Source organism: Nocardioides sp. WG-D5 (assembly GCF_054031175.1).
Window position 1 is genome coordinate 4,889,963 of record NZ_CM132928.1, and the last position, 24,065, is coordinate 4,914,027.

Consider the following 24,065-nt stretch of genomic DNA (forward strand, 5'->3'; position numbering starts at 1 on the left):
ACATGAGCGCGGAGGATCTCGAGAAGTACGAGACCGAGATGGAGCTGACCCTCTACCGCGAGTATCGCGACGTGGTCGGCATCTTCAAGTACGTCGTCGAGACCGATCGTAGGTTCTACCTGTGCAACCAGGTCGACGTCCGGGCACGTACTGACTCGGGGGACGTCTACTTCGAGGTCTCGATGAACGACGTCTGGGTGTGGGACATGTATCGGCCCGCGCGGTTCGCGAAGGCGGTCAAGGTGCTCACCTTCAAGGACGTCAACGTCGAGACGCTCAACCCGACCGACATCGACCAGCCGCTGGACTGACTGAGCCTGGCTCTGCGGGCCAGTTGCTGTCCACAGGGCGATCTCGATCCGGGGTTATCCCCAGGCGCTCCGGAACCAGCCCGGATTGTCGGTGCTCGCGATGAGTCTGGACCTCGAAGCCGAAGGGCAGGAGGTCCACGATGAGTTCAACGGCACCGGCGCGGATCGCGCTGGGAAACTACGGCGAAGCGGTCGCCGAGAGGCATCTGGTCGAGGCGGGCATGACGCTGCTCGACCGCAACTGGCGGTGCGACGACGGAGAGATCGACCTGGTCCTCCGCGAGGGGGACACCCTGGTCGTCTGCGAGGTGAAGACCCGCAGCCATGACGGCTGCGGCACCCCGCACGAGGCGGTCGACAAGACGAAGCTCGACCGGCTGAAGAGGCTGGCGATCACCTGGCTGCAGCAGCACGACGTGCGGGCTCCGGGGATCCGGATCGACCTCGTCGCGGTGATGCATGCGCCCCGCGGATCGGCGCTGGTCGAGCACGTCAGGGGTCTGTGATGGGATACGCACGAGCTCATGGCGTCGCGCTCCGCGGCGCGGTCGGTCACCTGGTCGACGTGCAGGCCGATGTCTCGCCCGGGCTGGTGGGCGTGACGCTGGTCGGTCGAGCCGACAGTGTGCTGGCCGAGGGGCGCGACCGGGTGCGGATGGCGATCATCAACTCCGACCTCGACTGGCCGGCGACCAAGCGGATCACCGTGCTGCTCTCGCCGGCCGACCTGCGTAAAGGCGGCTCGCACTACGACCTGGCGATGGCGTTGGCGATCCTCGCGGCCGGCGGCGAGATCGAGACGATCGGCCTGGAACGCACGGTCTTCATCGGCGAGCTCGCGCTGGACGGCGGGCTGCGGCCGACCTCCGGGGTGCTCCCGATGGTGCTCGCCGCCTCTCACGCCGGGATTGCCCGGGTGGTGGTCCCGGAGCCGCAGGTGGCCGAGGCGCGGATGGTGCCGGGGATGGAGGTCCTCGGGTTCCGCTCGCTCGGCCAGGTGGTGGCAGAGCTGCGCGGTGAGCCGGTGCCCGACGCGCCGCCGGTGGCCACCGGCACCGGCGGCAGCCTGCTCGGCTGGCGGGGCGACCGGAGGCTGGACGACATGGACATGTCCGACCTCCGTGGCATGCCCGAGACCCGTTATGCCGTCGAGGTCGCCGCTGCCGGCGGACACCACCTGCTGCTCAAAGGACCCAAGGGCTGCGGGAAGACGTCGATCGCCGAGCGGATCCCGACGATCCTGCCCGACCTGTCCCGCGAGGAGTCCCTCGAGGTGATGGCGGTGCAGTCCCTGGCCGGGGTGCTCGACGTCGACCGGGGCCTGCTGGTCCGGCCGCCGTTCTCGGCTCCGCACCACGACGCCTCGAAACCCGGCATCGTCGGCGGCGGCAGTGGCCGGGTCCGTCCGGGCCAGGTCTCGCTCTCCCATGCGGGGGTCCTCTTCCTCGACGAGTTCCCGTTGTTCAAGAGCGATGTCATCGAGTGCCTGCGCGAGCCGCTGGAGAGCGGCGACATCACCGTGTCCCGCGGGGAGGAGTCGGTGACCCTCCCGGCGCGTGCGCTCGTCGTGCTCGCCGCCAACCCGTGCCCGTGCGGCAACTTCGACGCCTCGGTCACCAAGGACGGCTGCATCTGCCGGTCCAACGAGCGCCAGGCCTACGACCGCAAGGTCTCCGGACCGATCACCGACCGCATCGACATCATCCGCACGCTGCGGCCGATGTCCGAGCAGAACCATGATCCCTGGGGATCGGAGACCAGCGCCGACATCCGTGAACGGGTCACCGGCGCCAGGCGCCGCCAGCGCGAGCGCTACGCCGACTTCGGGTGGCGGCTCAACGGCCAGGCCAGCGGGATCGCGCTGCGCGATCACTGGCCACTGCCACCGGCGGCCGAGGCGCTCATCGACTCGCGGATCTTCTCCGGTGCCCTGACCCGTCGCGGCGCGGTGCGCGTGCACCGCCTCGCATGGACCGTGGCCGACCTCGCCGGGGTCGACTGGCCAGGCGTCACCGAGACCGAGACGGCGCTAGCGCTGCGCGGCGGTGGCTCGCTCACCGTCTCGGCCTTCGAGGGGAGGTCCGCATGACCGCCGCACCCGTCGCCCCGACCATCACCGACCTCGAGCGCGAGCGTCTGGCCAGGATCGCGCTGACCCAGCTGATCGAGCCCGGCCACCCGCTGCTCGACACCTGCATGGTGGGATCCACCGCGACCGACGTCTACCGGCGCTTCGCCGAGGAGGATCCCGAGCTCGGCGACGACGGGCTCGAGGCGAGGCTGCGGCTGTCCCAGATCCACCCCGACCGCGATCTGGAGCGGGCGACCAACGCCGGCTTCCGCTACGTCATCCCGGGCGACGAGGAGTGGCCGACCCAGGTCGAGCGGCTCGCCGGGCTGGAGCCGCTCCAGCACCGCACCGGCACGCCACTGGGCCTGTGGGTGCGGGGACCGCTCCTGCTCAGCGATCTCGACCGCTCGGTGGCGGTCGTCGGGTCTCGGGACGCGACCGCCTACGGGGCCGACGCCGCAGCGCGGATCGCCGCGGACCTCGCGGTCAACGACTTCGTGACCGTCTCGGGGGCCGCCGTCGGCATCGACGCCGCCGCACACCGAGGCGCGCTCACCGGTCCGCCGGGGAGCACCGTCGCGGTGCTCGCGGGCGGCGTCGACGTTCCCTACCCGCTGCGCAACCGACGCCTGCTGGATGCGATCGCCGAGAGCGGCGCGGTGATCTCCGAGATCGCGCCCGGGTTCCCGGTCACTCGCTATCGATTCCTCTCCCGCAACCGGATCATCGCCGCCCTAGCCCGGGGCACCGTCGTCGTCGAGGCGGCGGCGCGCAGCGGCTCCCTCAACACCTCCCACTGGGCCTACAGCATCAACACCCCCGTGATGGCGGTGCCCGGTCAGGTCGGGGCGATGACCTCGGTCGGCACCCACGAGCTCGTACGCAGCGGCAGAGGTGTCCTCGTGACCGACGGTCTCGACGTACGCGAGCTCGTCGGCGACATGGGTGAAGCCCTCCCGGTCGAACCGCGCGGCCCCGTCCGCCGGCGTGACTCCCTCACCTCCGTCGAGAAGCAGGTCCTCGACGCCGTCCCGGTGAGCAGCCCGTCCTCACAGCTCGACATCGCGAGGTCGGCCTGCCTGCACCCGAAGACCGCCGGCACCGCCCTGTCCCGACTCGAGGCGCTCGGCCTCGCCGAGCGGTTCCCCGAGGGGTGGCAGCTGGCCCCGGGCGCGGCTCGCACCTGACCCGAACGTCAAGAACTATCCTGGCTCGGGTGAGTGCTGATCAGGAGGCAGAGGCGGAGGGCGGGTCCGCGGACGCGGAGCTCTCCGAGGCCTACGCCGCGCTCCTGGGCGACTACGAACGACACCTGAGCGCCGAGCGCGGCCTGTCCGATCACACGGTCCGGGCCTACCTGGGCGACGTCCGCAGCCTGCTCGATCACGCCGGCCGCATGGGCCGCACCGATCCGGAGGCAATCGACCTGCGCACGCTGCGCAGCTGGCTGGCCAAGCAGCAGACGACCGGCCACTCGCGTACGACCCTGGCCCGGAGGGCCACCGCGGCCCGCGTCTTCTGCGGTTGGCTCGTTCGGACCGGCCGCGCGCAGGTCGACGCCGGCGCCGCACTCGGCTCACCCAAGGCTCACCGGACCCTTCCGTCCGTACTGCGCCCCGACGAGGTCGAGTCCCTCATCGCCGCCGCGATCGCGGCCGCCGAGGACGGCACCGCGGTCGGGATGCGCGACATCGCGGTGCTGGAGATGCTCTACGCGACCGGCTCCCGGGTCGGTGAGCTCGTCGGCCTCGACCTGGACGACGTCGACTACGAGCGCCGCGTCGTTCGTGTGCTCGGCAAGGGCCGCAAGGAGCGGATGGTGCCCTTCGGTGGCCCCGCGGCGCGGGCGCTGGACCGCTGGATCGTCCGAGGTCGCCCTCAGCTGGTCACCGAGTCCTCCGGTCCAGCCCTGTTCCTCGGGGCGCGCGGTGGCCGCCTCGACCAGCGCGCCGTACGCACCCTCGTCCACCGCCGCCTCGCCGATGTCCCCGGCGCCCCCGACCTCGGTCCCCACGGACTGCGCCACAGCGCCGCCACCCACCTCCTCGAGGGTGGCGCCGACCTCCGGTCTGTCCAAGAGCTCCTCGGCCACGCCAGTCTCGCGACCACCCAGATCTACACCCACGTCAGCAGCGACCGGCTCCGCAAGGCCTACCGCCAGGCCCACCCCCGCGCCTGACCTGCCGAGGCGTCAGCCGCGTCGGCCGAGACGTCAGAAATGGCGGCCGAGATTGCAGAAATGGCGCCCGAGAAGTGAGTTGTGGGGGACGAAACTCGAGTTTCGTCGCCCACAACTCACTTCTCGGCCGCCACAACTACCGATTCGGCGAGCGCGTCTACCGGACCGGGTCGCCGCGCCAGAGGGGGAGGAGCCTGACCGGACGTGGTGCGTCGACGAGCAGCAGCGGGTCGAGGTAGACGTCGTCGGCGTTGCGGATCCAGCCCCAGTGCAGACAGGCGGCAGGGAAACAGTGGGAGCCGGCGACGCCGAGCCGGCCGAGAGGAGCACCGGCCGCGACCGGGTCACCCTCGGCGACGGTCGCGACCACCGGCTCATAGGTGGTCCGGGTGGCGCCGTGGTCGACGCTCACGACCGGCTTGCCCGCGATCACCCCGACGAACGCGACGGTCCCGGCCATCGCGGAGCGGACGACCGCGCCGGGCGAGCCGGCCAGGTCCACACCGCGATGCCCGGCACCCCACGGAGCGTCCGGCGGGTCGAAGCGACGAACCACCTCCGGCCGGGGAGCCAGCGGCCATTCGCCCTGGGGCACTTCGTCAGCCCCTCCGACCGGACTCGGACCCTCGTCGAGACCCCCAGCCCCACCCAGCGAGGCGCCGGACGGCGCCACCTCGGCACGTGGCGTTGCGAGGGCTGGGCCTGCTGGGGCGATGAGGACGACGAGGAACAGGGCCGCGACGAGGGCGCGGGCCCGGTCGGAGAGGCGGAACGAGGTCATGACGAGCAGACAACCCCGGATCGAGGACCCGTACAACGAGCTGCGTACGTCCTGTGGATAACCCCGTCCCGAGATACCCCTGTGGACACCGATCGGCCCGTGAAGGAGTCGGCGGCGCGGGATTGGCTTGGGACCCCCGTCGGCGGCTAGTCTTGGACCGGCAGCCCCCTGTGGGCTGACTTCGCACGCCAGCAGACCGCGACGGTGCCTCGCTCCGAGACGCCGGTCGCCCGCGGGCGCGGCCCTCAGTCCCGAGCATCCCGCTCAGGTCGGACCGCGTGCAGGCGTCAGGGCCCATCACCACCGATGGGCGCGAAACTGAAAACCGACCGGCTCGCGCCAACACCCGCCCGACCTCGAGAAACGCAAGGTCGAGCCACCAGCGGTGCACACGCGGGCCACCACCTAGGAGAAAAAACATCATGGCAGTCGTGACCATGCGCCAGCTCCTCGAGAGCGGCGTCCACTTCGGACACCAGACCCGTCGCTGGAACCCGAAGATGAAGCGGTTCATCCTCACGGACCGCAACGGCATCTACATCATCGACCTGCAGCAGTCGCTGGCCTACATCGACCGCAGCTACGCCTTCATCAAGGAGACCGTGGCCAAGGGCGGCACGATCATGTTCGTGGGCACCAAGAAGCAGGCCCAGGAGGCCATCGCCGAGCAGGCGACGCGCGTCGGGATGCCCTACGTCAACCAGCGCTGGCTGGGCGGCATGCTCACCAACTTCCAGACCGTGCACCAGCGGATCAACCGCCTCAAGGAGCTCGACGAGGTCAACTTCGACGACGTCGCCGGCTCGGGCCGCACGAAGAAGGAGCTCCTGCAGATGAAGCGGGAGCGCGACAAGCTCGAGAAGACCCTGGGCGGCATCCGCGAGATGGGTCGCACCCCGTCCGCCGTGTGGATCGTCGACACCAAGAAGGAGCACCTCGCCGTCGAGGAGGCGCGCAAGCTCCGGATCCCGATCGTCGGCATCCTGGACACCAACTGCGACCCCGACGAGGTCGACTTCCCGATCCCGGGCAACGACGACGCCATCCGCGCGGTCGGCCTGCTGACCCGCGTGGTCGCCGACGCCGTCGCCGAGGGCCTCATCGCCCGCTCCGGTGGCAAGACCGAGGGCACCGAGGGCGCCACCGCCGAGGAGCCCCTGGCCGAGTGGGAGCGCGAGCTTCTCGCGACCCCGGCCGCCGAGGAGGCCAAGGTCGAGGAGACCCCGGCTGTCGAGGCCGCCGAGGAGACCCCCGCCGAGACCCCCGAGGCCCCGGCCGAGGCCTGAGCCTCATCGTCCACTTAAGAGCCACATAACAAGTCAGAGGAAGACACACATGGCTTACACCGCTGCCGACGTCAAGAAGCTCCGTGAGCTGACCCAGGCCGGCATGATGGACTGCAAGAAGGCGCTCGACGAGGCTGACGGCAACTTCGACAAGGCTGTCGAGATCCTTCGCGTCAAGGGCACGGCCAAGGCCGCCGCCCGCGCCGCGGAGCGCACCACCTCGGCCGGCCTCGTCGCCGCCTCGGGCAACGCGCTGGTCAGCCTCCTCTCGGAGACCGACTTCGTCGCCAAGAACGAGGGCTTCGTCGCTGCTGCCCAGCAGATCGCCGACGCCGCCAACGCCAACAAGATCAACGACCTCGAGGCCCTCAAGGCCGTCTCGCTCGGCGACAAGACCGTCGGCGAGACCGTCGAGGAGCTCGCCCGCACCATCGGCGAGAAGATCGAGCTCGGCCAGGTCGCCTACTTCGAGGGTGAGACCACGGTCTACCTCCACAAGAAGGCCTCCGACCTGCCGCCGAGCCTCGGTGTCCTGGTCGCCTACGAGGGCGACGAGGCGGCTGCCAAGCAGGCCGCCCAGCAGGCTGCCGCGCTCAAGGCGCAGTACCTCACCTCCGACGAGGTCCCGGCCGACGTGGTCGAGGCCGAGAAGGACGTCCTCACCAAGAAGACGCTCGAGGAGGGCAAGCCCGAGGCTGCCGTCGCCAAGATCGTCGAGGGCCGGATCAAGGCGTTCTTCAAGGAGATCGTCCTGCTCGACCAGGAGTCGGTCTTCGAGTCGAAGAAGTCCGTCAAGCAGGTCCTCGACGCCGCCAACACGCAGGTGAAGCAGTTCGCCCGCTTCGACGTCGGCGCCTGAACCGAGCCTGATCCCCGCGCCGCGAGGCGTGATCAGTTAGGTTAAGCAGCAACGTACGACGAAAGGGCCGGTCCGATGAACCGAATGGTGATCATCGGACCGGCCCTTTCGCACGCCATCCCCACCTGCACCACCCTGCACGACGTCGCCCGAGGAAAGGCCACGGCATGACCCGCTACCAGCGCATCCTGATCAAGCTGTCCGGAGAGAACTTCGGCGGTGGCGAGGTCGGCGTCGACCCCATCGTGGTCGCCTCGATCGCCAAGGAGATCGCCGCCGTCGCCGCCTCCGGCGTGCAGATCGCGATCGTCGTCGGTGGCGGCAACTTCTTCCGCGGTGCCGAGCTGCAGCAGGCCGGCATGGACCGGTCCCGCGCCGACTACATGGGCATGCTCGGCACGGTCATGAACTGCCTCGCGCTGCAGGACTTCCTCGAGAAGGAGGGCGTCGACACCCGGGTGCAGACCGCGATCACGATGGGCCAGGTCGCCGAGCCCTACATCCCGCGCAAGGCCATGCGCCACCTCGAGAAGGGTCGGGTCGTGATCTTCGGCGCCGGCTCCGGGATGCCCTTCTTCTCCACCGACACCGTCGCCGCCCAGCGGGCCCTGGAGGTCCACGCCGAGGTCGTCCTGATGGCCAAGAACGGCGTCGACGGCATCTACACCGCCGACCCGAAGAAGGACCCGACGGCGACGAAGTACGATGAGCTCACCTTCGGCGAGGCGCTGCAGAAGCAGCTCAAGATCGCCGACGCCACCGCGTTCGCCCTCTGCATGGAGAACAAGATGCCGATCGTGGTCTACGGCGCGGAGGACGAGGGCGCGATCTACCGCATCGTCCAGGGTGAGAAGATCGGTACGCTCGTCACCGCCGGCTGAGCGGCGCGAGCCACACGCCACCCCACACCCACAACACTTTCGAGCGCACAGGAGCATCTGGTGATCAACGACATCCTCAACGAGGCCGACAGCAAGATGGCGAAGTCGGTGGACTCAACGCGTGAGGACTTCGCCACCATCCGCGCCGGCCGGGCCACCCCGCAGATGTTCAACAAGATCCTGGTCGACTACTACGGCACCCCGACGCCGATCCAGCAGCTCGCCTCCTTCACCAGCCCCGAGCCGCGGATCATCAACATCGCCCCGTTCGACATCGGCGCGATGGCCAACGTCGAGAAGGCGATCCGCGACTCCGACCTCGGCGTCAACCCGTCCAACGACGGCAAGATCCTGCGCGCGGTCTTCCCCGAGCTGACCGAGGAGCGCCGCAAGGAATACATCAAGCTCGCCAAGGAGAAGGCCGAGCAGGGTCGCGTCTCGGTGCGCCAGGTGCGCCAGAAGGCCAAGCAGGGTCTGGAGAAGCTGGAGAAGGACGGCGAGGCGAGCAAGGACGACGTCACCGGCGCCGAGAAGCGCCTCGACAGCCTCACCAAGAAGCACACCGACGCGATCGACGATCTGCTCAAGTCCAAGGAAGCCGAGCTGCTCGAGGTCTGAGCCTGTTGCCCTGCGACGAAGTCGCAGGGCAACAACGCGAAGAGACCGAGCGAGCGAAGCGGGTCGAGATCTACCCGTACGCGGTCGAGTTCCACGAGCGATTCGGACCGCGACCAGATAAGGACCTGAGCATGAAGGATTCCCTTGTGAGCCAGACGCCGCCGTCGCCGTCAGCTTCCGAGCCACCGAAGAAGGACTACGGCCGCGCCGGCCGCAACCTGCCCGCGGCGATCGGCTCCGCCGTCGTCCTGCTGGTTGCCATCGCGCTCAGCCTGATGTTCGTGAAGACGGCGTTCATGCTGATCGTCGTCGCCGCGGTCGTGGCCGCGACCTGGGAGCTCCACCGAGGCCTGATGGCCAAGGACATGGACGTTCCCGAGCAGCCGCTGATGATCGGCGGCACGGTGATGGTCCTGGTCGCCTACTTCCTGGGCGCCGACGCGCTGGTCACGGCCACGGCGGTCACCGCCCTGGTGATCATGCTGTGGGTGCTGCGCCGTGGCGTCGACGGCTACGTGCGTACGTCGGCGGCAGCCGTCCTCACCCTGTTCTACCTGCCGTTCCTGGGATCCTTCGTCGCCCTCATGCTCGGCGAGGGTGGCGGCTGGACCTCGGGCGGCCTCTCGGACGACGGCGTACGCGGCATCATCGTCTGGGTCCTGCTCACGATCATGTCCGACATCGGTGGCTACGTCGCCGGGGTCCTCTTCGGCAGGCACCCGATGGCACCGGTGATCTCCCCGAAGAAGTCCTGGGAGGGCTTCATCGGCTCGGTGGTCTTCACCGTCGCGACCGGCGTCGGCCTGGTCGTGTGGCTGCTCGACGGGTCCTGGTGGGTCGGTGTCGCGCTCGGCGTGGTCGCTTGCGTGATGGCCGTCCTCGGCGACCTGGTCGAGTCGGTGATCAAGCGCGACCTCGGCATCAAGGACATGAGCCAGATCATCCCCGGCCACGGCGGCCTGATGGACCGTCTCGACTCGCTCCTGGCGACCGTCGCCCCGGTCTGGCTGATCCTCCACTACGCGGTTTTCTGAGGGCGCGTCTTCTGATGCTCCATCTCGTACGCCACGGCCGACCCGTCCAGGTCCGCGGCGTCGCCGCGGAGCACTGGGAGCTCGACCCGGCCGGGTTCGACGACGTCTGGGCCCTGCGGGACCGCCTCCCGGCCGGTGCCGCGTGGTACTCCTCGCCCGAGCCCAAGGCGCAGCAGACCGTCCAGCTGCTCACCGATGGTGAGGTCGGGGTGGTCGATGCGCTGCGTGAGCACCGCCGTGGTGCGGCCTGGGTCGATGACTTCGAGGCCACGGTCGAGCGTGCCTTCGCGGATCCGACCGTGCCTGCGTACGACGGCTGGGAGCCGCTCGAGGAGTGCCGGGCCCGCGTGACCAAGGCCGTGTCCGGGATCCTCTCGGCCCACGCCGGCGAGGACGTCGTGCTCGTCGGTCACGGCACCGCATGGACCATCGTGGCGAGCGAGCTCACCGGCACGGCCCCGGATCTCGCCCGCTGGCGCGACCTCGGCCTCCCCGACGTGATCACCGTGGACGCCTGACCGCGGATTCCCCGAGTTCGCCACGGCAGCGATTCTTTACCGAAGACGTGCCGGGTTCGGCGCTACGGTTGAAGAGTGACCCAGCGTCCCGCGGACCTCGACGTGGACCCCGATCCAGACGTCGAGGCTGATCACGGCCCGGAGGAGGAGTCCTCGGGGTCCGGTGGGCTGTGGGCGTGGTTGCACGACTCGCACCCGACCGTGGCTGCCCTGGTCGGGTTCTATCTCGGCCTGGCGTACGCGATCCTGGTGCCCGGCACCTGGGGCGCCCTGCTGGCATGGATGGTCGGGCAGGAGCGGGCCGAAGAGCTGTTTCCCTGGGTGGCACTGACCCTGCTCGTGCCGCTGGCCCTGCTCGTCCCGCGAAAGACCCGCCGCCTGGCCCAGTTCGTCTGGCTGGGGATCATCCTGACCGTGCTGGTCGTGGTCGGCGTCGGCGCGCTGGTGTTCTGGATCCTGCTCAAGACGGGCTGAGCGGGCCGGCCGGATCGAGGTTTCGCCGTACGCCGCACCCCGGTGGGACACTGGAGGCGTGACCGAGCCCGACCCCGTGACCGTACCTGCCCCGCACAGCCCCGAGGCAGAGGCCGCCGCGATGGAGGGCCGTCGCCTGCCGTTGGTGATGGCGCCGCCCAAGGGTCGCGGAAAGCCGCCGCGCCACTTGGCCGACCTCGACCTGGCCGGCCGCCAGGACGCGGCGAAGGAGGCCGGGCTGCCGGGCTTCCGCGCCAAGCAGCTCTCGGTGCACTACTTCGAGCGGTTGGTCGACGACCCGGCCAAGATGACCGATCTTCCGGCCAGCCAGCGCGAAGAGCTCGTCAGCACGTTCCTGCCCGACCTGATGACGCCGATCCGTCAGCAGGAGGCCGACAAGGGCACCACCCGCAAGACGCTGTGGAAGCTCTTCGACGGTGCCTTGGTCGAGTCGGTGCTGATGCGCTACACCGACCGCGCCACCGTCTGCATCTCGTCCCAGGCCGGCTGCGGCATGGCCTGCCCGTTCTGCGCCACCGGCCAGGGCGGCCTCGAGCGCAACATGTCGACCGCCGAGATCGTCCACCAGGTCGTCGTCGCGGCCCGGCAGATGGCCAGCGGCGAGATCCCCGGCGGCCCCGGCCGTCTCTCCAACGTGGTCTTCATGGGCATGGGGGAGCCGATGGCCAACTACAAGGCGCTCATGGGTGCCGTACGCCGCCTCACCTCGCCCGCGCCCGAGGGCCTGGGCCTCTCCGCCCGCCACGTGACCGTCTCGACCGTCGGCCTCGTTCCTCGGATCAAGCAGCTCACCGAGGAGGGCATCCCGGTCACCCTCGCCCTCTCGCTGCACGCCCCCGATGACGAGCTGCGCAATGAGCTGGTCCCGATCAACACCCGCTTCTCGGTCGCCGAGACCGTCGAGGCCGCCTGGAACTACGCCCGCGTCACGAAGCGCCGCGTCTCCATCGAGTACGCGATGATGCGCGGCATCAACGACCAGGCCTGGCGCGCCGACCTCCTCGCCGACGTCCTGAACGGCTACGGCGACTGGGGCTGGGTCCACGTCAACTTGATCCCGCTCAACCCGACCCCTGGCTCGAAGTGGACCGCCTCCGACCCAGCCGACGAGCGTGAGTTCGTACGCCGCCTCGAGGCCAAGGGCATCTCCACCACTGTCCGCGACACCCGCGGCCGCGAGATCGACGGCGCCTGCGGCCAGCTCGCCGCCGCCGAGTAACCGCTTGGGCCGTGTCCTCGCGCTACGAGGACGGCACGACCGACCGGCTCAAGCCCCTGGCTCGGGCCGGCGCTCGTGGCCGTGCCGGCCCCGGGTGCGGCGGGCTTCCTTCATCTCCGACTCGTAGAGGTGTCGCTTGCCCTCGACGAGAGTGTCGCGTGCCTCCTTCTCGAGCCGCTTGAAGGTGGCGTAGTAGCCGTCGTCGTACTCCTCGACGATCTGGAACGTCCACCTGCCGTCGAGCACGTTGCGTCCGACGAGCTCGCGCTCGAAGGTGTCCGCCAGGTCGGTGTGGCCGGCCTCGCGCAGCTGCTGGACACCCTTGCCGAGGGTGAGGTCGGCCGTGCCGGTGATGCGATGCAGCGCGTACAGATGGCCGCGGGCGATCTCGATCGCTTCGAGCGCCTCGCTGATCGTGCCGAGCGCCTCGACGGTGAGGTCGTCGACGCCTTCGGGCCGGATGTGCTCCTCATCGGTGGTCATGCCGCGATCGTGGCAAGACGAGCGGGCCGGCGGCAACCCAGCGGTGGTGCGGTGACGGATCTCTGAGAGTCACGCAACGTTTCCGCTGATGACACCGGGCGGACTATCTGTCGTCCGGCACGGAGTTCTGGCCACGGTAGGTTCACCGACCCGTCAACCAAGTCGGGGATCACGTTGCCGGAGGACGCTCACGATCAGAAACATGAGCATCAGCCTCGATCGGGTCCCGATGGTCGCCGCCAACTCGGAGCCGCTCCGTGTCCTCATCGTCACGGAGTCGTTCCTGCCGCAGGTCAACGGGGTGACGAACTCCGTACGCCGCGTCCTGGAGCATCTCGCGGTCGACGGTCACACCGTCGAGGTCGTGGCCCCCACCGGGCCGACCGAGTACGCCGGGTTCCCGGTGACCCGCACCCGGGGCGCGACGTTCTGGGTTTACAAGGACTTCCGCGTCGGCCTCGAGACGCGGCGCAAGCTGCGCGCGGTGATGCGCCGGTTCGCCCCCGACGTCGTCCACGTCGCCTCGCCCGCGCTGCTCGGGCGGCAGGCGGTGCTGGTGGCGAAGGAGCTCGGCATCCCGAGCGTGGCGATCTACCAGACCGACCTGGTGGGCTTCTGGGACAAGTACAAGGCCGTCGGTGGCCCGCAGGCGGCTGCGATGCTCACCCGGCAGGCGCACTCGGCCGCCGACCGCACCCTGGCGCCCAGCTCCTCGGCCCTCACCCAGCTCGAGGGCCTCGGCGTCCAGCGCACCGGCCTGTGGCCGCGCGGCGTCGACGTCGAGCTGTTCCACCCCAGCCGCGTCGACCACGACCTGCGCGCCCAGCTCGCGCCCAACGGCGAGACGATCGTCGGGTACGTCGGCCGCCTGGCCCAGGAGAAGGAGCTGCACCTGCTGACCGCGCTGGCGCATAACCCGGCGTACAGGGTCGTGCTCGTAGGCGGTGGTCCTCAGGAGCGTGAGCTGCGCCAGCTGCTCCCGAAGGCGACCTTCCTGGGCGTGCTGCAGGGGGAGGAGCTGGGGGCTGCGTACGCCTCGCTCGACGTGTTCGTGCACACCGGCTCCCACGAGACCTTCTGCCAGGCGGTCCAGGAGGCGCTCGCCTCCGGGGTCCCGGTGGTGGCGCCGCGCTCCGGCGGGCCGCTGGACCTGGTCGCCGAGGGCGTGACCGGGTTCTTCTACGAGCCCGGCAGCCGCGACGACCTCGGCTCCCAGGTCGCGCTGCTCCACAACGACCCGCAGCTGCGGCTGCGGATGGGACGCGAGGCCCGCAAGAGCGTCGCGCACAAGTCCTGGGGTGCGGTCAATGCGGCCCTGGTCGACCACTACCGCGACGTCATCCGGTCACGCCAGCTGCGATGACCTCGAGGACCTCCTCGGCGGTGTCGACGAGGTGGACGTGGTGTTCCATCGCCCGGCCACGCGCGAGTGCCTGCAGGAGCGGCCAGACCGGCAACTCCTCGGTCCAGTAGCGTCGTCCGACCAGCACCATCGGAGCGACCGCGCTGGTGTCGGCGTAATAGTTCTCGCACGCGTCCTGGAAGACCTCCTGAACCGTGCCGCCGGCGCCCGGCAGGAAGACGATCCCGCCGTCGCAGACCTCCAGGAGCACCGCCTCCCGGGTGGCGTTGCGGAAGTACTTCGCGATCGCGCCGGCGAACACGTTGGGCGGCTCGTGGCCGTAGTGCCACGTCGGGATCCCCAGCGACCGCGCGGGCCTGCCCTCGACCCGGTTGCGTACGCCGAGGGCCACCTGTGCCCACGCCCCGATCGAGGGCCGGAACGACGGCACTGCGGCGAGAGACTCGAGCGCGTCCTCCAGGGCCGTCTTCGGTGCCCCGGCGAGGAAGGCGCCGAGATTGGCGGCCTCCATGGCCCCAGGGCCGCCGCCGGTGGCGACCACGTGGCGGCTCGCCAGGTGCTGGGCCAGGCGAGCGGCGGTCGCGTAGCCCTCCTCGCCGCGCTGCAGCGCGTGCCCGCCCATCATGCCGACGATCCGCGTCCCTTCGTCCCGCCGAGCGCGCACCCACGCCTCGAGCGCGGCGTCGATCGCGTGGTCGTGGAGGGTGATCGCGAGCTCGTCGTCGGCGTCGAGCGGCTGCTGCAGCCAGGCGTACGCCTTCGCGTCCAGGCTCCGCGCGTAGACCGGGTCGTCGTAGAGCTCCTCGGGGGTGTAGAGCCGGGAGCGGTAGACGTCCACCGGTGCCTCCGGGATCACCGGCATCACCAGCGCGCCCTCGTCCTCGGCATAGTCGACGTCCCCGGGTGCGAAGGTGCATCCGAGGAACGTCGCCCCCGCGAGCTCGGTCTCACGCAGCGTGCCGGAGCGCGAGGTCAGGTCCAGCGCCCGCAGCCGCCATCCCTTCAGGCTGCCCGCGCCGGCCGCCAGGTGCCCATCGAGCTCCGCGACCGACTCGATGTCGACGTGCCGTCCCCGGTGATGCTTCATACCGAGAAATCTACCGACTCACAGTGGCCAGGAGACTCCGGTGAGCTTCTCGGACTCGGTCCACAGCTTGCGGGCGAGGTCGGGGTCGGAGGCCACCGCGGTGCGACCGACGAGGGTCGGGCTGCCGCGATACTCGCCGAGCCCGTCGGGCCCGACGTAGCTTGCCGGCGGAAGGTCCTGGCTGGCCGCGTACAGGGTGGGGAGCGCGCCGGCCTCCGCGGACTGGGCGACGACCCGGTTGCCGAGCGCCATGAGGGCGTGCTTGACGGGGTTGCCGGTGTGGCTCTGCAGGTTGGTCGCGGAGTAGCCCGGGTGTGCGGCGTACGCTCGGAGTCCGGTGCCTTCCAGGCGTCGCTGCAGCTCGAGGGTGAAGAGCAGGTTGGAGATCTTCGACTGCCCGTAGGCCCTCTCCGGCTGGTAGTCGCGCCGCTCCCAGTTGAGGTCGTCGAGGTCGAAGCCACCCCAGCGGTGGGCCGAGGAGGCGACGGTCACGACGCGGTCGGTGAGGTGGGGGAGCAGCAGGTTGGTGAGCGCGAAGTGCCCCAGGTGGTTGGTCGCGAACTGGCTCTCGTAGCCGTCGGTCGTGAGCCGCTTCGGCACCATCATGATCCCGGCGTTGTTGATGAGTACGTCGATCTCGCCCTCCCACTCCTCGGCGAAGCGCCGCACCGAGCCCAGGTCAGCCAGGTCGAGCGAGCGCACCTCGGCGCCGCCACCGATCGTGGCGGCCACCTCCTCGCCGGCGGCGACGTTGCGTACAGCCAGGACGACCCTGGCGCCCTTCGCGCCCAGCTCGGTGGCGACGACGCGGCCCAGGCCGCTGGTTGCGCCGGTGACGATCACGGTGCGGCCGTCGAAGGACGGCAGCCGTGCGGAAGTCCACTTCTGTTCGGTCATGATTCCAATCTAGGCGATGACAAGAATCTTGACAACGTCTAGACTGGTGAAATCTCGATAAGGTGTGCCTGATGACCGAGACGATGACCCGCTACCACCACGGCGACCTGCGCGCCGCGGTGCTCCGCCGCGCCGAGGAGGTGCTGCGCGAGTCGGGCACCGACGCGCTCTCGCTACGCGGCATCGCCCGCGATCTGGGCGTGAGCCATGCCGCGCCGAGTGCTCACTTCCGCGACAAGAACGCGCTCTTCGACGCGCTCGCGGTCGCCGGGTTCCGGCGGCTGGCCGAGGTGATGGACGCCGCTCTGGCGGTTCGTGGCTCGCTGACCGACGACCTGGTGGCGTTCGCCTCGGCCTATCTCGATTTCGCCACCGACAACCCGGCGCTGCTCTCGGTGATGTTCGCGCGCAAGCACACCGAGACCGCCGGCGCCGAGATCGCCGAGGCGATCGCCGCCGCCTTCGCCCGGCCCACCGCCCTGCTCACCGAAGCCCAGGCCCGTGGTGAGGTCGTCGACGGTGACCCCGAGGTCATCGGGGTCACCGTCCTGGCCGCGCTCCAGGGTCTGGCCACCTTTGTCGGGTCCGGCTTCGTGCCCCCCGAGCAGTCGCAGGAGATGGTGCGCGACGTCGTCGAGACCCTGATGCGCGGACTGGCCCGTTAGAAGGCGTGGGCCATCAGGTCGGCGTAGACCTCCTGCTCGTCGACCTCCAGGCCCCGGGCCTGGAACCACTTCGCGACGTTGGTGATGTCGCGCAGCAGGAAGTCGAAACCGAGCGGGTTGCCGACCAGGTCGATGATCTGGGGTAGGTCGATGATCACCAGCCGGTCCTGCTGGGCCAGGATGTTGTAGGGCGAGAGGTCACCGTGGACCAGCCCCGCCTGCACCATCGTGGCCAGCGCCTCGACGAGACCGTCCCACCACATCTCCAGGACGTGGTGCTCCGGGCGGGTCTGGGCGAGACGCGGCGCCGTCTCCAGTTCCCCGTTGCCGTCGTCGACCGCGATCCACTCCATCAGGATCTCGGTCCCGTCGATCTGCACCGGATAGGGGACCGGGAGGCCGAGGTTCCAGCAGCGTACGAGCGCGTTCCACTCGGCGTTGGCCCACTCGGCCTTGGCGACCTCGCGGCCGAAGGTGGAGTTCTTCTTCAGCGCGCGCTCGTCGCGGGAGCGCTTGACCGAACGGCCCTCGGTGTAGCTCGCGGCCCGGTGGAAGGTGCGGTGGTCGGTGTCGCGGTAGCGCTTGGCGACCATCAGCGCCTCCTGCTCCGGATAGAGCGGGTCCGCCCGCACGATCAGGAAGGCGTCGGCCTCCTTGCCGGTCTTGAGAATGCCGAGCTCGGTGTCGATGGCGCCCTGAGAGGTCACCACCCAGTCCGGGCGCGGCTCCGGTCCACGGGAGAGCGGCTCCACGGAGAGCCAGGTGGACCAGCGCTGTCCGTCCTCGAGGTCGTCGTAGGCCTGGAAGTCGAAGACGAAATGGGGGTCGATCCCTGCCAGAGAGTCGGATACGGCGGGATCAGCGGAGATGTTCTCCTGAGTCACTTCGGGTGCTCCTGATACGAGAGATGTGGTCTGTGGGCAGGCACAGGACAACGACAGCCATCGGTCTGCTCCTCTCGATCAGTGCGCCTCGTGGACGAGAACGCCGGTCGCGGTCCATGGTGGAGGACCGCGACCGGCGTACGCAACAGGTTTATTCGGCCAGAGTCAGTGACCGCCGACGAGCGGCGCGACGGCCCGGGCGACCAGCGAGCCCTTTCCGGTCGCGGTCTCCTCCACGTCGGCGACGGTCATGGCGCGCAGCCCGGCGTTGACGCCGAGCCACCGCAGCGGCTCCGGCTCCCAGCGTGGGGAGACGTGGCCGACCCAGGGGAGGGCGGTGAGGTCGGAGTCGGTGCCGACGATCAGGTCCCGCAGCGTACGACCGGCGAGGTTGGTGGTCGCGACGCCGTCACCGACGTAGCCGCCGGCGTGAGCGATCCCGCTGGCCGGGTCGTAGCCGACCGAGGCGTGCCAGTCGCGCGGGATGCCGAGGACGCCGCCCCATCGGTGGGTGATCCTGTGGCCGCGTACGGCCGGGAACAGCTCCACCAGGGTCTCCTGCAGGCGACGGTGGGTGCGCAGGTCGGCGGAGTCCGCGTGGGTGATCTTCGACCCGAAGGAGTACGGAGCGCCGCGCCCGCCGAAGACGAGCCGGTCGTCGGCGGTGCGCTGCCCGTAGATCAGCAAGTGGCGGCCGTCGGAGAACGTCTCGCGTTCCTCCAGCCCGATGCTCGCCCAGACCAGGTCGGTGAGCGGCTCGGTGGCGATGATGAGGGAGCGCACCGGGATGACCTCGCGCTCGAGACCGGCCAGCGTCGGGGTGTAGCCCTCGGTGGCGCGTACGACGACGTCGGCGCTGACCACGTCACGTTCGGTCCGCACGACGTGCGGCTCGATCGAGGTGACCCGGGTCTGCTCGTAGATCGTGACCCCGCGGGCCTCGACGGCGCGGGCCAGGCCGCGGACGAGCTTGGCCGGGTGGATCGCGGCGCAGTCGGGGGTATAGGTGGCGCCGAGGGTGCCGGTCGCGGCGAGGCGCTTCTCGGCGGCAGCCTGGTCGAGCAGGGAGAGCTCCGCTTCGCCCAGTCCCCAGGACCGGGCGTGCTCGACCTCGTGTCGGGCGCGCTCGAGCTGGGCGGGGGTACGGGCGACAACGACCGTGCCGCCCTTGGCGATGTCGGCCTCGATGCCTTCGGCCGCCGCGACCCGGACCACCTCGTCGACGGTCTCCCGCATCGCCCGGTCCTGGGCGAGTGCGGCCTTCCGGCTCGAGCCCGCCGCCACCTTGTCGAGGGAGGCGGGGAAGAGGGCCGAGCACCAGCCGCCGTTGCGGCCGGATGCCCCGAAACCGGCGACCTCGGCCTCGAGGATCGCGATCGTCAGATCGGGCCTGGCCTCGGACAGGTAGTAGGCCGTCCACAGGCCGGTGTAGCCGGCGCCGACGATCGCGACATCGACCTCGAGGTCGCCCATCAGCGCGGGACGCGGCTCCCAGGAGTCGCCCGCGGTCTCGTGCCACAGGCTGATGCCGGAGTAGTCACTCACCGGACGCCCCAGGCGTAGGTCTGCTTGTGCAGGTGGAGGTACATGAACGTCTCGGTGCTCACCACGCCCTCGATGGCGCGGATCTTGCTGGAGACGAGGTTGAGGAGCGCCTCGTCGCTCTCGGCCACGACCTCGACGAGGAGGTCGTAGGAGCCGGCGGTGATGACGATGTAGTCGACCTCGTCGAGCTTGCCGAGCTCGTCGGCGATGCCCTCGATGGGTCCGGAGGTGCGTACGCCGATCATGGCCTGCCGCGCGAAGCCGAGCTCGAGCGGGTCGGTGACCGCGACGACCTGCATGACGCCGCTGTCGACGAGGCGCTGCACGCGCTGGCGCACCGCGGCCTCGCTGAGGCCGACCTCCTTGCCGATGGCGGCGTAGCTGCGCCGGCCGTCCTGCTGGAGCTGCTCGATGATCAGCTTGTTGACCTCGTCGAGGTGAGCGCCCCCGTTGCGCTTGCGAGTGGTCATGGCGCCCAGTCAACCCGTTTGTCGTCGCCAGATGCAACGAAATCCGTCGTGTGTAACGAACAATTTCCATGATTCCGTACATTCTGTGTGGCTGAAGCCCTCGTGAGTTGTCATAGTGAGCCTCGTGAACCATGTGTCGCTGACCGATGCGAAGCCTGCCGTCTACTGGCTCGACGACCCCGCGAGACCTGCCCCGCTGCCGCCGCTGCTCGGGGTGGAGTCGGCCGACTTGGTGGTCGTCGGAGGCGGTTACTCGGGGCTGTGGACGGCGCTGCTGGCCCGGGAGCGTTTTCCGTCGTGGTCGGTGATCGTGCTCGAGGCCGGCCGCTGCGGCGACCAGGCATCGGGACGGAACGGCGGCTTCGCGGAGGCGTCCTTGACCCACGGGTTCTGGAACGGCCTGGAGCGCTGGCCCGACGAGCTCGAGACCCTGGACCGGCTCGGCCAGCAGAACCTCGACGAGATGGCGGCCACCATCCAGGAGCACGGCATCGACTGCGACTGGCGGCTCACCGGGGCGTTGAACGTCGCGACCAGGCCGCACGAGGTCGACGACCTGGCCGAGTGGTCGGCCGCGCTGACCGAGCACGGCGTCAAGCACCGGCTGCTGGACCAGGCGGGGACGCGGGCCGAGCTCGACTCGCCGACCTACCTCGGCGGGCTGGAGGTGCTCGGCGACACCGCCACCGTCGAGCCCGCGCGGTTGGCCTGGGGACTGCGGCAGGCGTGCCTCGATGCGGGTGTCGTGATCCACGAGGGCTCGGCGGTCACCGGGCTCGGTCGCGACGGGGCCGGGATGCGGGTGTCGACTCTCACCGGCTCGGTGCGGGCCGGGCGGGTGGCTCTGGCCACCAACGCCTTCCCGCCGCTGCTGCGCCGACTGAAGATGATGACGGTGCCGGTCTACGACTACGTACTCATGACCGAGCCGCTCTCACCGGCGCAGATGGACGCCATCGGCTGGGCCAACCGGCAAGGGGTCAGCGACTCCGCCAACCACTTCCACTACTACCGCCTGACCAGGGACAACCGGATCCTGTGGGGCGGCTACGACGCGGTCTACCACTTCGGCTCGAAGATCTCGCCGGAGCTGGAGACGGGCGCGACCCACGAGAAGCTCGCGAGCCACTTCTTCGAGACGTTCCCGCAGCTCGAGGGGTTGCGCTTCACCCACCGCTGGGCCGGTGTCATCGACACCTGCACCCGTTTCTCGGCGTTCTTCGGGAAGGCGTACGCCGGCCGCGTCGCCTACGCGCTCGGCTATACCGGTCTCGGCGTCGGGGCCACCCGCTTCGGCGCCCAGGTGATGCTCGACCTGCTCAGCGGCGAGCAGACGGAACGTACGTCGCTGGAGATGGTGCGCTCCAAACCGCTGCCGTTCCCGCCCGAGCCCGCCCGGTACGCCGGTATCTCGATGATGGTCCGCTCGCTCGGCAAGGCTGACGCCGAGGGCGGCCGTCGCGACCTGTTCCTGCGGACGATGGACCGGCTCGGGCTCGGCTTCGACTCCTGAACCGGCTCAGGCCGCGTCCTGCGCCGCCGCGATCCGCTCGCGGAGCTTGGCGTGGATCTCCTCCGGCGTGCGCTGCGTACGCTGGCGGTGGTTGCGCGCGATGATGACGCCTGTCGCGGTGACCCCGGCCAGACCGGCGAGACCGACGATCTTCCACACGCGTGCACTGCCCCAACCCATTGAGGACCCCCTGCTCGAGATGTCTGACGACACCACTATCTCCCTCGAAGACGCCGTGGACCAGACCCGGACCGGCGATCTGTGGCTCTTCCGCGGCCGGTCGGTTGCCGACCGGGCCATCCGGATGCTCAGCAACGCCCCGGTCAACCACGTCGGGATGGCGGTCGTGCTCGACGACCTGCCGCCGCTGATGTGGCACGCCGAGCTCGGCAAGGGGCTGCTCGACCTCTACACCGGCACCCATCACCGCGGTGTACAGCTCCATGACCTGCGCGCCGCGGTCGAGCAGTGGGCCGGCCGCTACGAGCAGCAGGTCTGGCTGCGCCAGCTCACCGCCGACATCGACCGCACACGCGAGGATGCCCTGCTCCGCACGATCGCTCGCCTCGACGGCACCCCGTTCCCCTCGACGGTGAACCTGGCCGGGCGCTGGGTCCGGGGGAGGGTCCGCTCGAAGGCCGGGATCGAGCAGGTCTACTGCGCCGAGGTCGTCGCGGCCACCTACCAGGAGATGGGACTGCTCGACGACGAGCGCCCCACCAACTACTACGACCCCGGCCGCTTCTGGTCCGGTGACCACCTGACCCTGCAGGACGGCGCGGTCCTAGGGAGCGAGGTACGCGTCGTCGGCTGACCCACGGCCGGCGAGCCGCAGGGCGACATCGATCTCGCCGCTCTCGACCAGGGTCCCGATGACGAGGGCACGCAGCCCACGCAGGAGGGCGTCGGGGTCGACCAGGTCGGGGGCCGCGAGCGCGTGCAGCAGATAGCCGTGCACCAGGGCGAGCACGGAGGCCGGGTCGGTCCGGGTCGCTCCGGCGACGGTCGCCGCGCGGGCGGCGACGTCGCGGCCGGCGGTGAGCATCTCGGCCACGACCGGGCGGAACTCGGGGTCGCGGGCGGCGTGGAGGAGTCCCTCCAGGAACGCGAGCGCGTCGGTCGGCGGCGACATCAGCGCCGCCGCGAAAGCCTCGGCCATGGCATCGGTGCCGGGCGAGGTCGCGGCGAGCTCGTCGGCGAGCGTACGCAGCCGGGCGACGTCCTCGGCCACGCCGGTGCGCAGCGCCTCGGCGGCCAGGTCGGAGATGGAGTCGAAGAAGTAGCCGACGGTCGCCAGCGGCAGCCCGGCCCGCTCGGTGACCGCGCGGTGGGTGACCCCGGCCATGCCCTTCTCCGCGGCCACCTCGATCGTGGCGCGGACGAGGGCGTCGCGTCGCTGCCTGGCGCTGTCGCCGTGCCGTCGCTTCATGGGAGCCAGCATAAAGTCTGGAAGATCTTCTAGACTTTTCGAGGCGGATCCAGCACGCTGTCGGCATGACCGCACCGACCCGCGTACACGCCTTCACCGACGACGCCCTCGGCGACCACGACGCCGTCGAGCTCGCCCGCCTCATCCGGTCGGGGGAGCTGGCCGCGGCCGAGGTCGAGGCCGCGGCGGTCGCCAGGCTCCAGCAGGTGGCTCCGGCGCTGCACGCGATGGCGTACGAGGCCTACGACGCGCCCCGTCGCGCGAATGCCGGCACCGGCCTGCTCTACGGCGTGCCGACCCTGCTCAAGGACAACACCGATCTGCTCGGGATGCCGACCAACCACGGCTCGGAGGCGTTCCGGGCGCGCCCGGCCACCCGCGACGGGCGCTACACGGCGCAGTTCCTCAGCACGGGCATGACGGTGCTGGGCAAGAGCCGGATGCCGGAGTTCGGGCTCAACGCGACCACGGAGTTCCGCAGCGGGCCGCCGACACCCAACCCGTGGAACACCGAGCACTCCGTCGGGGCGTCCTCCGGAGGCGCGGCGGCCATGGTCGCCGCCGGAGCCGTGCCGATCGCGCACGCCAACGACGGCGGCGGGTCCATCCGGATCCCCGCCGCGGCCGCCGGGCTGGTCGGGCTCAAGCCCAGCCGCGGCCGGCACATCGACGGCGAGATGGCCCGGACCCTGCCGATCAACATGGTCAGCGAGGGCGTGCTGACACGCACCGTCCGGGACACCGCGACCTTCCATGCCGCGCTCGAGCGGCACTGGCGCAACCCGGCGCTGCCGCCGCTCGGGCTGGTCGAGGGCCCCGCGCGACGGCGGCTGCGGGTCGCGATGATCATGGAGTCGGTGACCGACGCCGTCGTGGACACCCCGACGAAGGCGGCCGTGGAACGGACCGCGACCCTGCTCGAGGAGCAGGGCCACACCGTCGAGCCGGTCCCGATCCCCGTCGACGCACGCTTCGGCGACGACTTCCTCGAGTACTGGGGCCTGCTCGCGTTCCTCGCCGGCAACCTGGGTCGCCTGACCATCGACCGGACCCTCGACACCGCCCGGCTCGACGGCCTCACCGACGGTCTGCGGCGCGCCTTCACCTCCGGTGGCTGGCGCCGTACGCCGGCTGCGCTGCACCGCCTGCGGCGGGCCGCGGTGGCCTACGCGGCCGTCTTCGACCACCACGACGTGGTGCTCTGCCCGGTCGTCGCCGGAGTCACCCCGCCGTTGGGCCACCTCTCCCCGAACGTGCCGTTCGAGGAGCTCGTCGACCGGCTGCGGCGCCACGTCGCGTTCACGCCGCTGCAGAACATCACCGGCGCACCGGCGATCTCGCTGCCGATGGGGCTCAGCGAGGAGGGGCTGCCGATCGGGGTGCAGCTCTCCGCGGCGTACGGGGACGAGCGGACGCTCCTCGAGCTCGGCTATGCGCTCGAGGAGCAGTCGCCGTGGCCACGGATCCAGGGCTGACC

Annotated in this window: 27 protein-coding genes; 18 read left to right on the forward strand and 9 right to left on the reverse strand. The window is 70.3% G+C overall.

Translation table 11 applies throughout. The features are described 5' to 3' along the window. Nucleotides 1–2: 2 nt before the first annotated feature. The 5 genes from ACWZJV_RS23625 to ACWZJV_RS23645 all read left to right on the forward strand — a co-directional run bounded on the left by ACWZJV_RS23625 (nt 3) and on the right by ACWZJV_RS23645 (nt 4,561). Entirely contained in the window at nt 3–311 is a 309-nt protein-coding gene (locus ACWZJV_RS23625; protein ID WP_045550889.1) for a DUF2469 domain-containing protein, read from the forward strand. A 140-nt stretch (nt 312–451) separates the two neighbouring features. After that, nucleotides 452–817, forward strand: coding sequence for a YraN family protein (locus ACWZJV_RS23630; RefSeq protein WP_008363314.1), 366 nt, complete (start codon nt 452–454; stop codon nt 815–817). Then, a complete protein-coding gene (locus ACWZJV_RS23635) occupies nt 817–2,400 on the forward strand; it encodes a YifB family Mg chelatase-like AAA ATPase (RefSeq protein WP_457179077.1) in 1,584 nt (527 codons plus the stop codon). Before ACWZJV_RS23630 ends, ACWZJV_RS23635 begins: the two co-directional genes overlap by 1 nt. Continuing rightward, entirely contained in the window at nt 2,397–3,569 is a 1,173-nt protein-coding gene (dprA, locus tag ACWZJV_RS23640) for a DNA-processing protein DprA (RefSeq protein WP_008363310.1), read from the forward strand. The genes ACWZJV_RS23635 and dprA overlap by 4 nt, the downstream gene beginning before the upstream one ends. A gap of 29 nt (nt 3,570–3,598) precedes the next feature. Beyond that, nucleotides 3,599–4,561 (forward strand): tyrosine recombinase XerC, encoded by a 963-nt coding sequence (locus ACWZJV_RS23645; protein WP_457179078.1) that lies wholly within the window; start codon nt 3,599–3,601, stop codon nt 4,559–4,561. A gap of 157 nt (nt 4,562–4,718) precedes the next feature. Here ACWZJV_RS23645 and ACWZJV_RS23650 read toward each other — a convergent pair whose 3' ends face one another. Continuing rightward, nucleotides 4,719–5,342 (reverse strand): murein hydrolase activator EnvC family protein, encoded by a 624-nt coding sequence (locus ACWZJV_RS23650; RefSeq protein ID WP_457179079.1) that lies wholly within the window; start codon nt 5,340–5,342, stop codon nt 4,719–4,721. 422 nt (nt 5,343–5,764) lie between these two features. Between ACWZJV_RS23650 and rpsB the strand changes: the two genes are divergently transcribed. From rpsB to rlmN, 8 genes are all read left to right on the forward strand, one after another. Then, the gene (rpsB, locus tag ACWZJV_RS23655) at nt 5,765–6,628 is read left to right on the forward strand and encodes a 30S ribosomal protein S2 (protein ID WP_457179080.1); all 864 of its coding nucleotides are present in this window, start codon (nt 5,765–5,767) and stop codon (nt 6,626–6,628) included. Between the two features lie 49 nt (nt 6,629–6,677). Beyond that, complete coding sequence (gene tsf / locus ACWZJV_RS23660; RefSeq protein WP_008363301.1) at nt 6,678–7,487, forward strand: translation elongation factor Ts; 810 nt, start codon at nt 6,678–6,680, stop codon at nt 7,485–7,487. 167 nt (nt 7,488–7,654) lie between these two features. After that, the gene (gene pyrH, locus ACWZJV_RS23665; protein WP_008363298.1) at nt 7,655–8,368 is read left to right on the forward strand and encodes a UMP kinase; all 714 of its coding nucleotides are present in this window, start codon (nt 7,655–7,657) and stop codon (nt 8,366–8,368) included. Between the two features lie 63 nt (nt 8,369–8,431). Continuing rightward, entirely contained in the window at nt 8,432–8,986 is a 555-nt protein-coding gene (gene frr / locus ACWZJV_RS23670; protein ID WP_196876463.1) for a ribosome recycling factor, read from the forward strand. A gap of 131 nt (nt 8,987–9,117) precedes the next feature. Next, a complete protein-coding gene (locus ACWZJV_RS23675; protein WP_457179081.1) occupies nt 9,118–10,020 on the forward strand; it encodes a phosphatidate cytidylyltransferase in 903 nt (300 codons plus the stop codon). Between the two features lie 14 nt (nt 10,021–10,034). After that, the gene (locus ACWZJV_RS23680) at nt 10,035–10,538 is read left to right on the forward strand and encodes a histidine phosphatase family protein (RefSeq protein WP_457179082.1); all 504 of its coding nucleotides are present in this window, start codon (nt 10,035–10,037) and stop codon (nt 10,536–10,538) included. 75 nt (nt 10,539–10,613) lie between these two features. Continuing rightward, on the forward strand, nt 10,614–11,012 hold the full coding sequence (locus ACWZJV_RS23685) for a hypothetical protein (RefSeq protein WP_008363290.1): 399 nt from the start codon (nt 10,614–10,616) through the stop codon (nt 11,010–11,012). A gap of 121 nt (nt 11,013–11,133) precedes the next feature. Next, nucleotides 11,134–12,252 (forward strand): 23S rRNA (adenine(2503)-C(2))-methyltransferase RlmN, encoded by a 1,119-nt coding sequence (gene rlmN, locus ACWZJV_RS23690; protein WP_457181982.1) that lies wholly within the window; start codon nt 11,134–11,136, stop codon nt 12,250–12,252. 48 nt (nt 12,253–12,300) lie between these two features. Here the strand turns inward: rlmN and ACWZJV_RS23695 are convergent, their stop codons facing one another. Continuing rightward, nucleotides 12,301–12,735, reverse strand: a complete 435-nt coding sequence (locus tag ACWZJV_RS23695; protein ID WP_457179083.1) for a hypothetical protein — start codon at nt 12,733–12,735, stop codon at nt 12,301–12,303. Between the two features lie 202 nt (nt 12,736–12,937). Between ACWZJV_RS23695 and ACWZJV_RS23700 the strand changes: the two genes are divergently transcribed. Then, on the forward strand, nt 12,938–14,098 hold the full coding sequence (locus ACWZJV_RS23700) for a glycosyltransferase family 4 protein (RefSeq protein ID WP_008363281.1): 1,161 nt from the start codon (nt 12,938–12,940) through the stop codon (nt 14,096–14,098). Here ACWZJV_RS23700 and ACWZJV_RS23705 read toward each other — a convergent pair. Together ACWZJV_RS23705 and ACWZJV_RS23710 are read right to left on the reverse strand one after the other, a co-directional pair. Further along, nucleotides 14,073–15,185 (reverse strand): LOG family protein, encoded by a 1,113-nt coding sequence (locus ACWZJV_RS23705; protein WP_008363279.1) that lies wholly within the window; start codon nt 15,183–15,185, stop codon nt 14,073–14,075. The two genes, ACWZJV_RS23700 and ACWZJV_RS23705, sit on opposite strands and share 26 nt — an antisense overlap. Nucleotides 15,186–15,203: 18 nt before the next feature. Further along, nucleotides 15,204–16,082, reverse strand: a complete 879-nt coding sequence (locus ACWZJV_RS23710) for an oxidoreductase (protein WP_457179084.1) — start codon at nt 16,080–16,082, stop codon at nt 15,204–15,206. 71 nt (nt 16,083–16,153) lie between these two features. Here ACWZJV_RS23710 and ACWZJV_RS23715 point away from each other — a divergent pair, with 71 nt between their 5' ends. Then, nucleotides 16,154–16,747 (forward strand): TetR/AcrR family transcriptional regulator, encoded by a 594-nt coding sequence (locus tag ACWZJV_RS23715; RefSeq protein WP_457179085.1) that lies wholly within the window; start codon nt 16,154–16,156, stop codon nt 16,745–16,747. Here the strand turns inward: ACWZJV_RS23715 and ACWZJV_RS23720 are convergent. From ACWZJV_RS23720 to ACWZJV_RS23730, 3 genes are all read right to left on the reverse strand, one after another. Further along, nucleotides 16,744–17,631: a serine protein kinase RIO gene (locus tag ACWZJV_RS23720; protein WP_457179086.1), complete on the reverse strand. Its 888-nt coding sequence runs from the start codon at nt 17,629–17,631 to the stop codon at nt 16,744–16,746. The two genes, ACWZJV_RS23715 and ACWZJV_RS23720, sit on opposite strands and share 4 nt — an antisense overlap. A gap of 165 nt (nt 17,632–17,796) precedes the next feature. Next, nucleotides 17,797–19,176 carry an NAD(P)/FAD-dependent oxidoreductase gene (locus tag ACWZJV_RS23725; RefSeq protein WP_457179087.1) on the reverse strand — a complete coding sequence of 460 codons (1,380 nt, stop codon included), beginning with the start codon at nt 19,174–19,176 and terminating at the stop codon, nt 17,797–17,799. Further along, nucleotides 19,173–19,646: an Lrp/AsnC family transcriptional regulator gene (locus ACWZJV_RS23730; RefSeq protein WP_008363265.1), complete on the reverse strand. Its 474-nt coding sequence runs from the start codon at nt 19,644–19,646 to the stop codon at nt 19,173–19,175. Before ACWZJV_RS23730 ends, ACWZJV_RS23725 begins: the two co-directional genes overlap by 4 nt. Nucleotides 19,647–19,770: 124 nt before the next feature. Here ACWZJV_RS23730 and ACWZJV_RS23735 point away from each other — a divergent pair, with 124 nt between their 5' ends. Beyond that, nucleotides 19,771–21,159 (forward strand): NAD(P)/FAD-dependent oxidoreductase, encoded by a 1,389-nt coding sequence (locus tag ACWZJV_RS23735; protein WP_457179088.1) that lies wholly within the window; start codon nt 19,771–19,773, stop codon nt 21,157–21,159. Nucleotides 21,160–21,165: 6 nt separating this feature from the next. Here the strand turns inward: ACWZJV_RS23735 and ACWZJV_RS23740 are convergent, their stop codons facing one another. Then, a complete protein-coding gene (locus tag ACWZJV_RS23740) occupies nt 21,166–21,339 on the reverse strand; it encodes a hypothetical protein (protein ID WP_457179089.1) in 174 nt (57 codons plus the stop codon). Nucleotides 21,340–21,358: 19 nt separating this feature from the next. On the opposite strand from ACWZJV_RS23740, the gene ACWZJV_RS23745 reads away from it, so the two are divergent. Next, nucleotides 21,359–21,973, forward strand: coding sequence for a hypothetical protein (locus ACWZJV_RS23745; RefSeq protein WP_196874777.1), 615 nt, complete (start codon nt 21,359–21,361; stop codon nt 21,971–21,973). Here ACWZJV_RS23745 and ACWZJV_RS23750 read toward each other — a convergent pair. Then, nucleotides 21,944–22,588 carry a TetR/AcrR family transcriptional regulator gene (locus ACWZJV_RS23750; protein WP_457179090.1) on the reverse strand — a complete coding sequence of 215 codons (645 nt, stop codon included), beginning with the start codon at nt 22,586–22,588 and terminating at the stop codon, nt 21,944–21,946. The genes ACWZJV_RS23745 and ACWZJV_RS23750 overlap by 30 nt on opposite strands. A gap of 65 nt (nt 22,589–22,653) precedes the next feature. Between ACWZJV_RS23750 and ACWZJV_RS23755 the strand changes: the two genes are divergently transcribed. Further along, a complete protein-coding gene (locus tag ACWZJV_RS23755) occupies nt 22,654–24,063 on the forward strand; it encodes an amidase (protein ID WP_457179091.1) in 1,410 nt (469 codons plus the stop codon). Nucleotides 24,064–24,065: the final 2 nt, after the last annotated feature.

Excerpts from the sequence above, each read along its gene's own strand:
- ACWZJV_RS23625 (WP_045550889.1), top strand. The coding sequence starts at position 3 with ATGAGCGCGGAGGATCTCGAGAAGTACGAGACCGAGATGGAGCTGACC.
- ACWZJV_RS23630 (WP_008363314.1), top strand. The coding sequence starts at position 452 with ATGAGTTCAACGGCACCGGCGCGGATCGCGCTGGGAAACTACGGCGAA.
- ACWZJV_RS23635 (WP_457179077.1), top strand. The coding sequence starts at position 817 with ATGGGATACGCACGAGCTCATGGCGTCGCGCTCCGCGGCGCGGTCGGT.
- dprA (WP_008363310.1), top strand. The coding sequence starts at position 2,397 with ATGACCGCCGCACCCGTCGCCCCGACCATCACCGACCTCGAGCGCGAG.
- ACWZJV_RS23650 (WP_457179079.1), bottom strand. The coding sequence starts at position 5,342 with ATGACCTCGTTCCGCCTCTCCGACCGGGCCCGCGCCCTCGTCGCGGCC.
- rpsB (WP_457179080.1), top strand. The coding sequence starts at position 5,765 with ATGGCAGTCGTGACCATGCGCCAGCTCCTCGAGAGCGGCGTCCACTTC.
- tsf (WP_008363301.1), top strand. The coding sequence starts at position 6,678 with ATGGCTTACACCGCTGCCGACGTCAAGAAGCTCCGTGAGCTGACCCAG.
- pyrH (WP_008363298.1), top strand. The coding sequence starts at position 7,655 with ATGACCCGCTACCAGCGCATCCTGATCAAGCTGTCCGGAGAGAACTTC.
- ACWZJV_RS23675 (WP_457179081.1), top strand. The coding sequence starts at position 9,118 with ATGAAGGATTCCCTTGTGAGCCAGACGCCGCCGTCGCCGTCAGCTTCC.
- ACWZJV_RS23680 (WP_457179082.1), top strand. The coding sequence starts at position 10,035 with ATGCTCCATCTCGTACGCCACGGCCGACCCGTCCAGGTCCGCGGCGTC.
- rlmN (WP_457181982.1), top strand. The coding sequence starts at position 11,134 with ATGGAGGGCCGTCGCCTGCCGTTGGTGATGGCGCCGCCCAAGGGTCGC.
- ACWZJV_RS23695 (WP_457179083.1), bottom strand. The coding sequence starts at position 12,735 with ATGACCACCGATGAGGAGCACATCCGGCCCGAAGGCGTCGACGACCTC.
- ACWZJV_RS23700 (WP_008363281.1), top strand. The coding sequence starts at position 12,938 with ATGAGCATCAGCCTCGATCGGGTCCCGATGGTCGCCGCCAACTCGGAG.
- ACWZJV_RS23705 (WP_008363279.1), bottom strand. The coding sequence starts at position 15,185 with ATGAAGCATCACCGGGGACGGCACGTCGACATCGAGTCGGTCGCGGAG.
- ACWZJV_RS23710 (WP_457179084.1), bottom strand. The coding sequence starts at position 16,082 with ATGACCGAACAGAAGTGGACTTCCGCACGGCTGCCGTCCTTCGACGGC.
- ACWZJV_RS23715 (WP_457179085.1), top strand. The coding sequence starts at position 16,154 with ATGACCGAGACGATGACCCGCTACCACCACGGCGACCTGCGCGCCGCG.
- ACWZJV_RS23730 (WP_008363265.1), bottom strand. The coding sequence starts at position 19,646 with ATGACCACTCGCAAGCGCAACGGGGGCGCTCACCTCGACGAGGTCAAC.
- ACWZJV_RS23740 (WP_457179089.1), bottom strand. The coding sequence starts at position 21,339 with ATGGGTTGGGGCAGTGCACGCGTGTGGAAGATCGTCGGTCTCGCCGGT.
- ACWZJV_RS23745 (WP_196874777.1), top strand. The coding sequence starts at position 21,359 with ATGTCTGACGACACCACTATCTCCCTCGAAGACGCCGTGGACCAGACC.
- ACWZJV_RS23750 (WP_457179090.1), bottom strand. The coding sequence starts at position 22,588 with ATGAAGCGACGGCACGGCGACAGCGCCAGGCAGCGACGCGACGCCCTC.
- ACWZJV_RS23755 (WP_457179091.1), top strand. The coding sequence starts at position 22,654 with ATGACCGCACCGACCCGCGTACACGCCTTCACCGACGACGCCCTCGGC.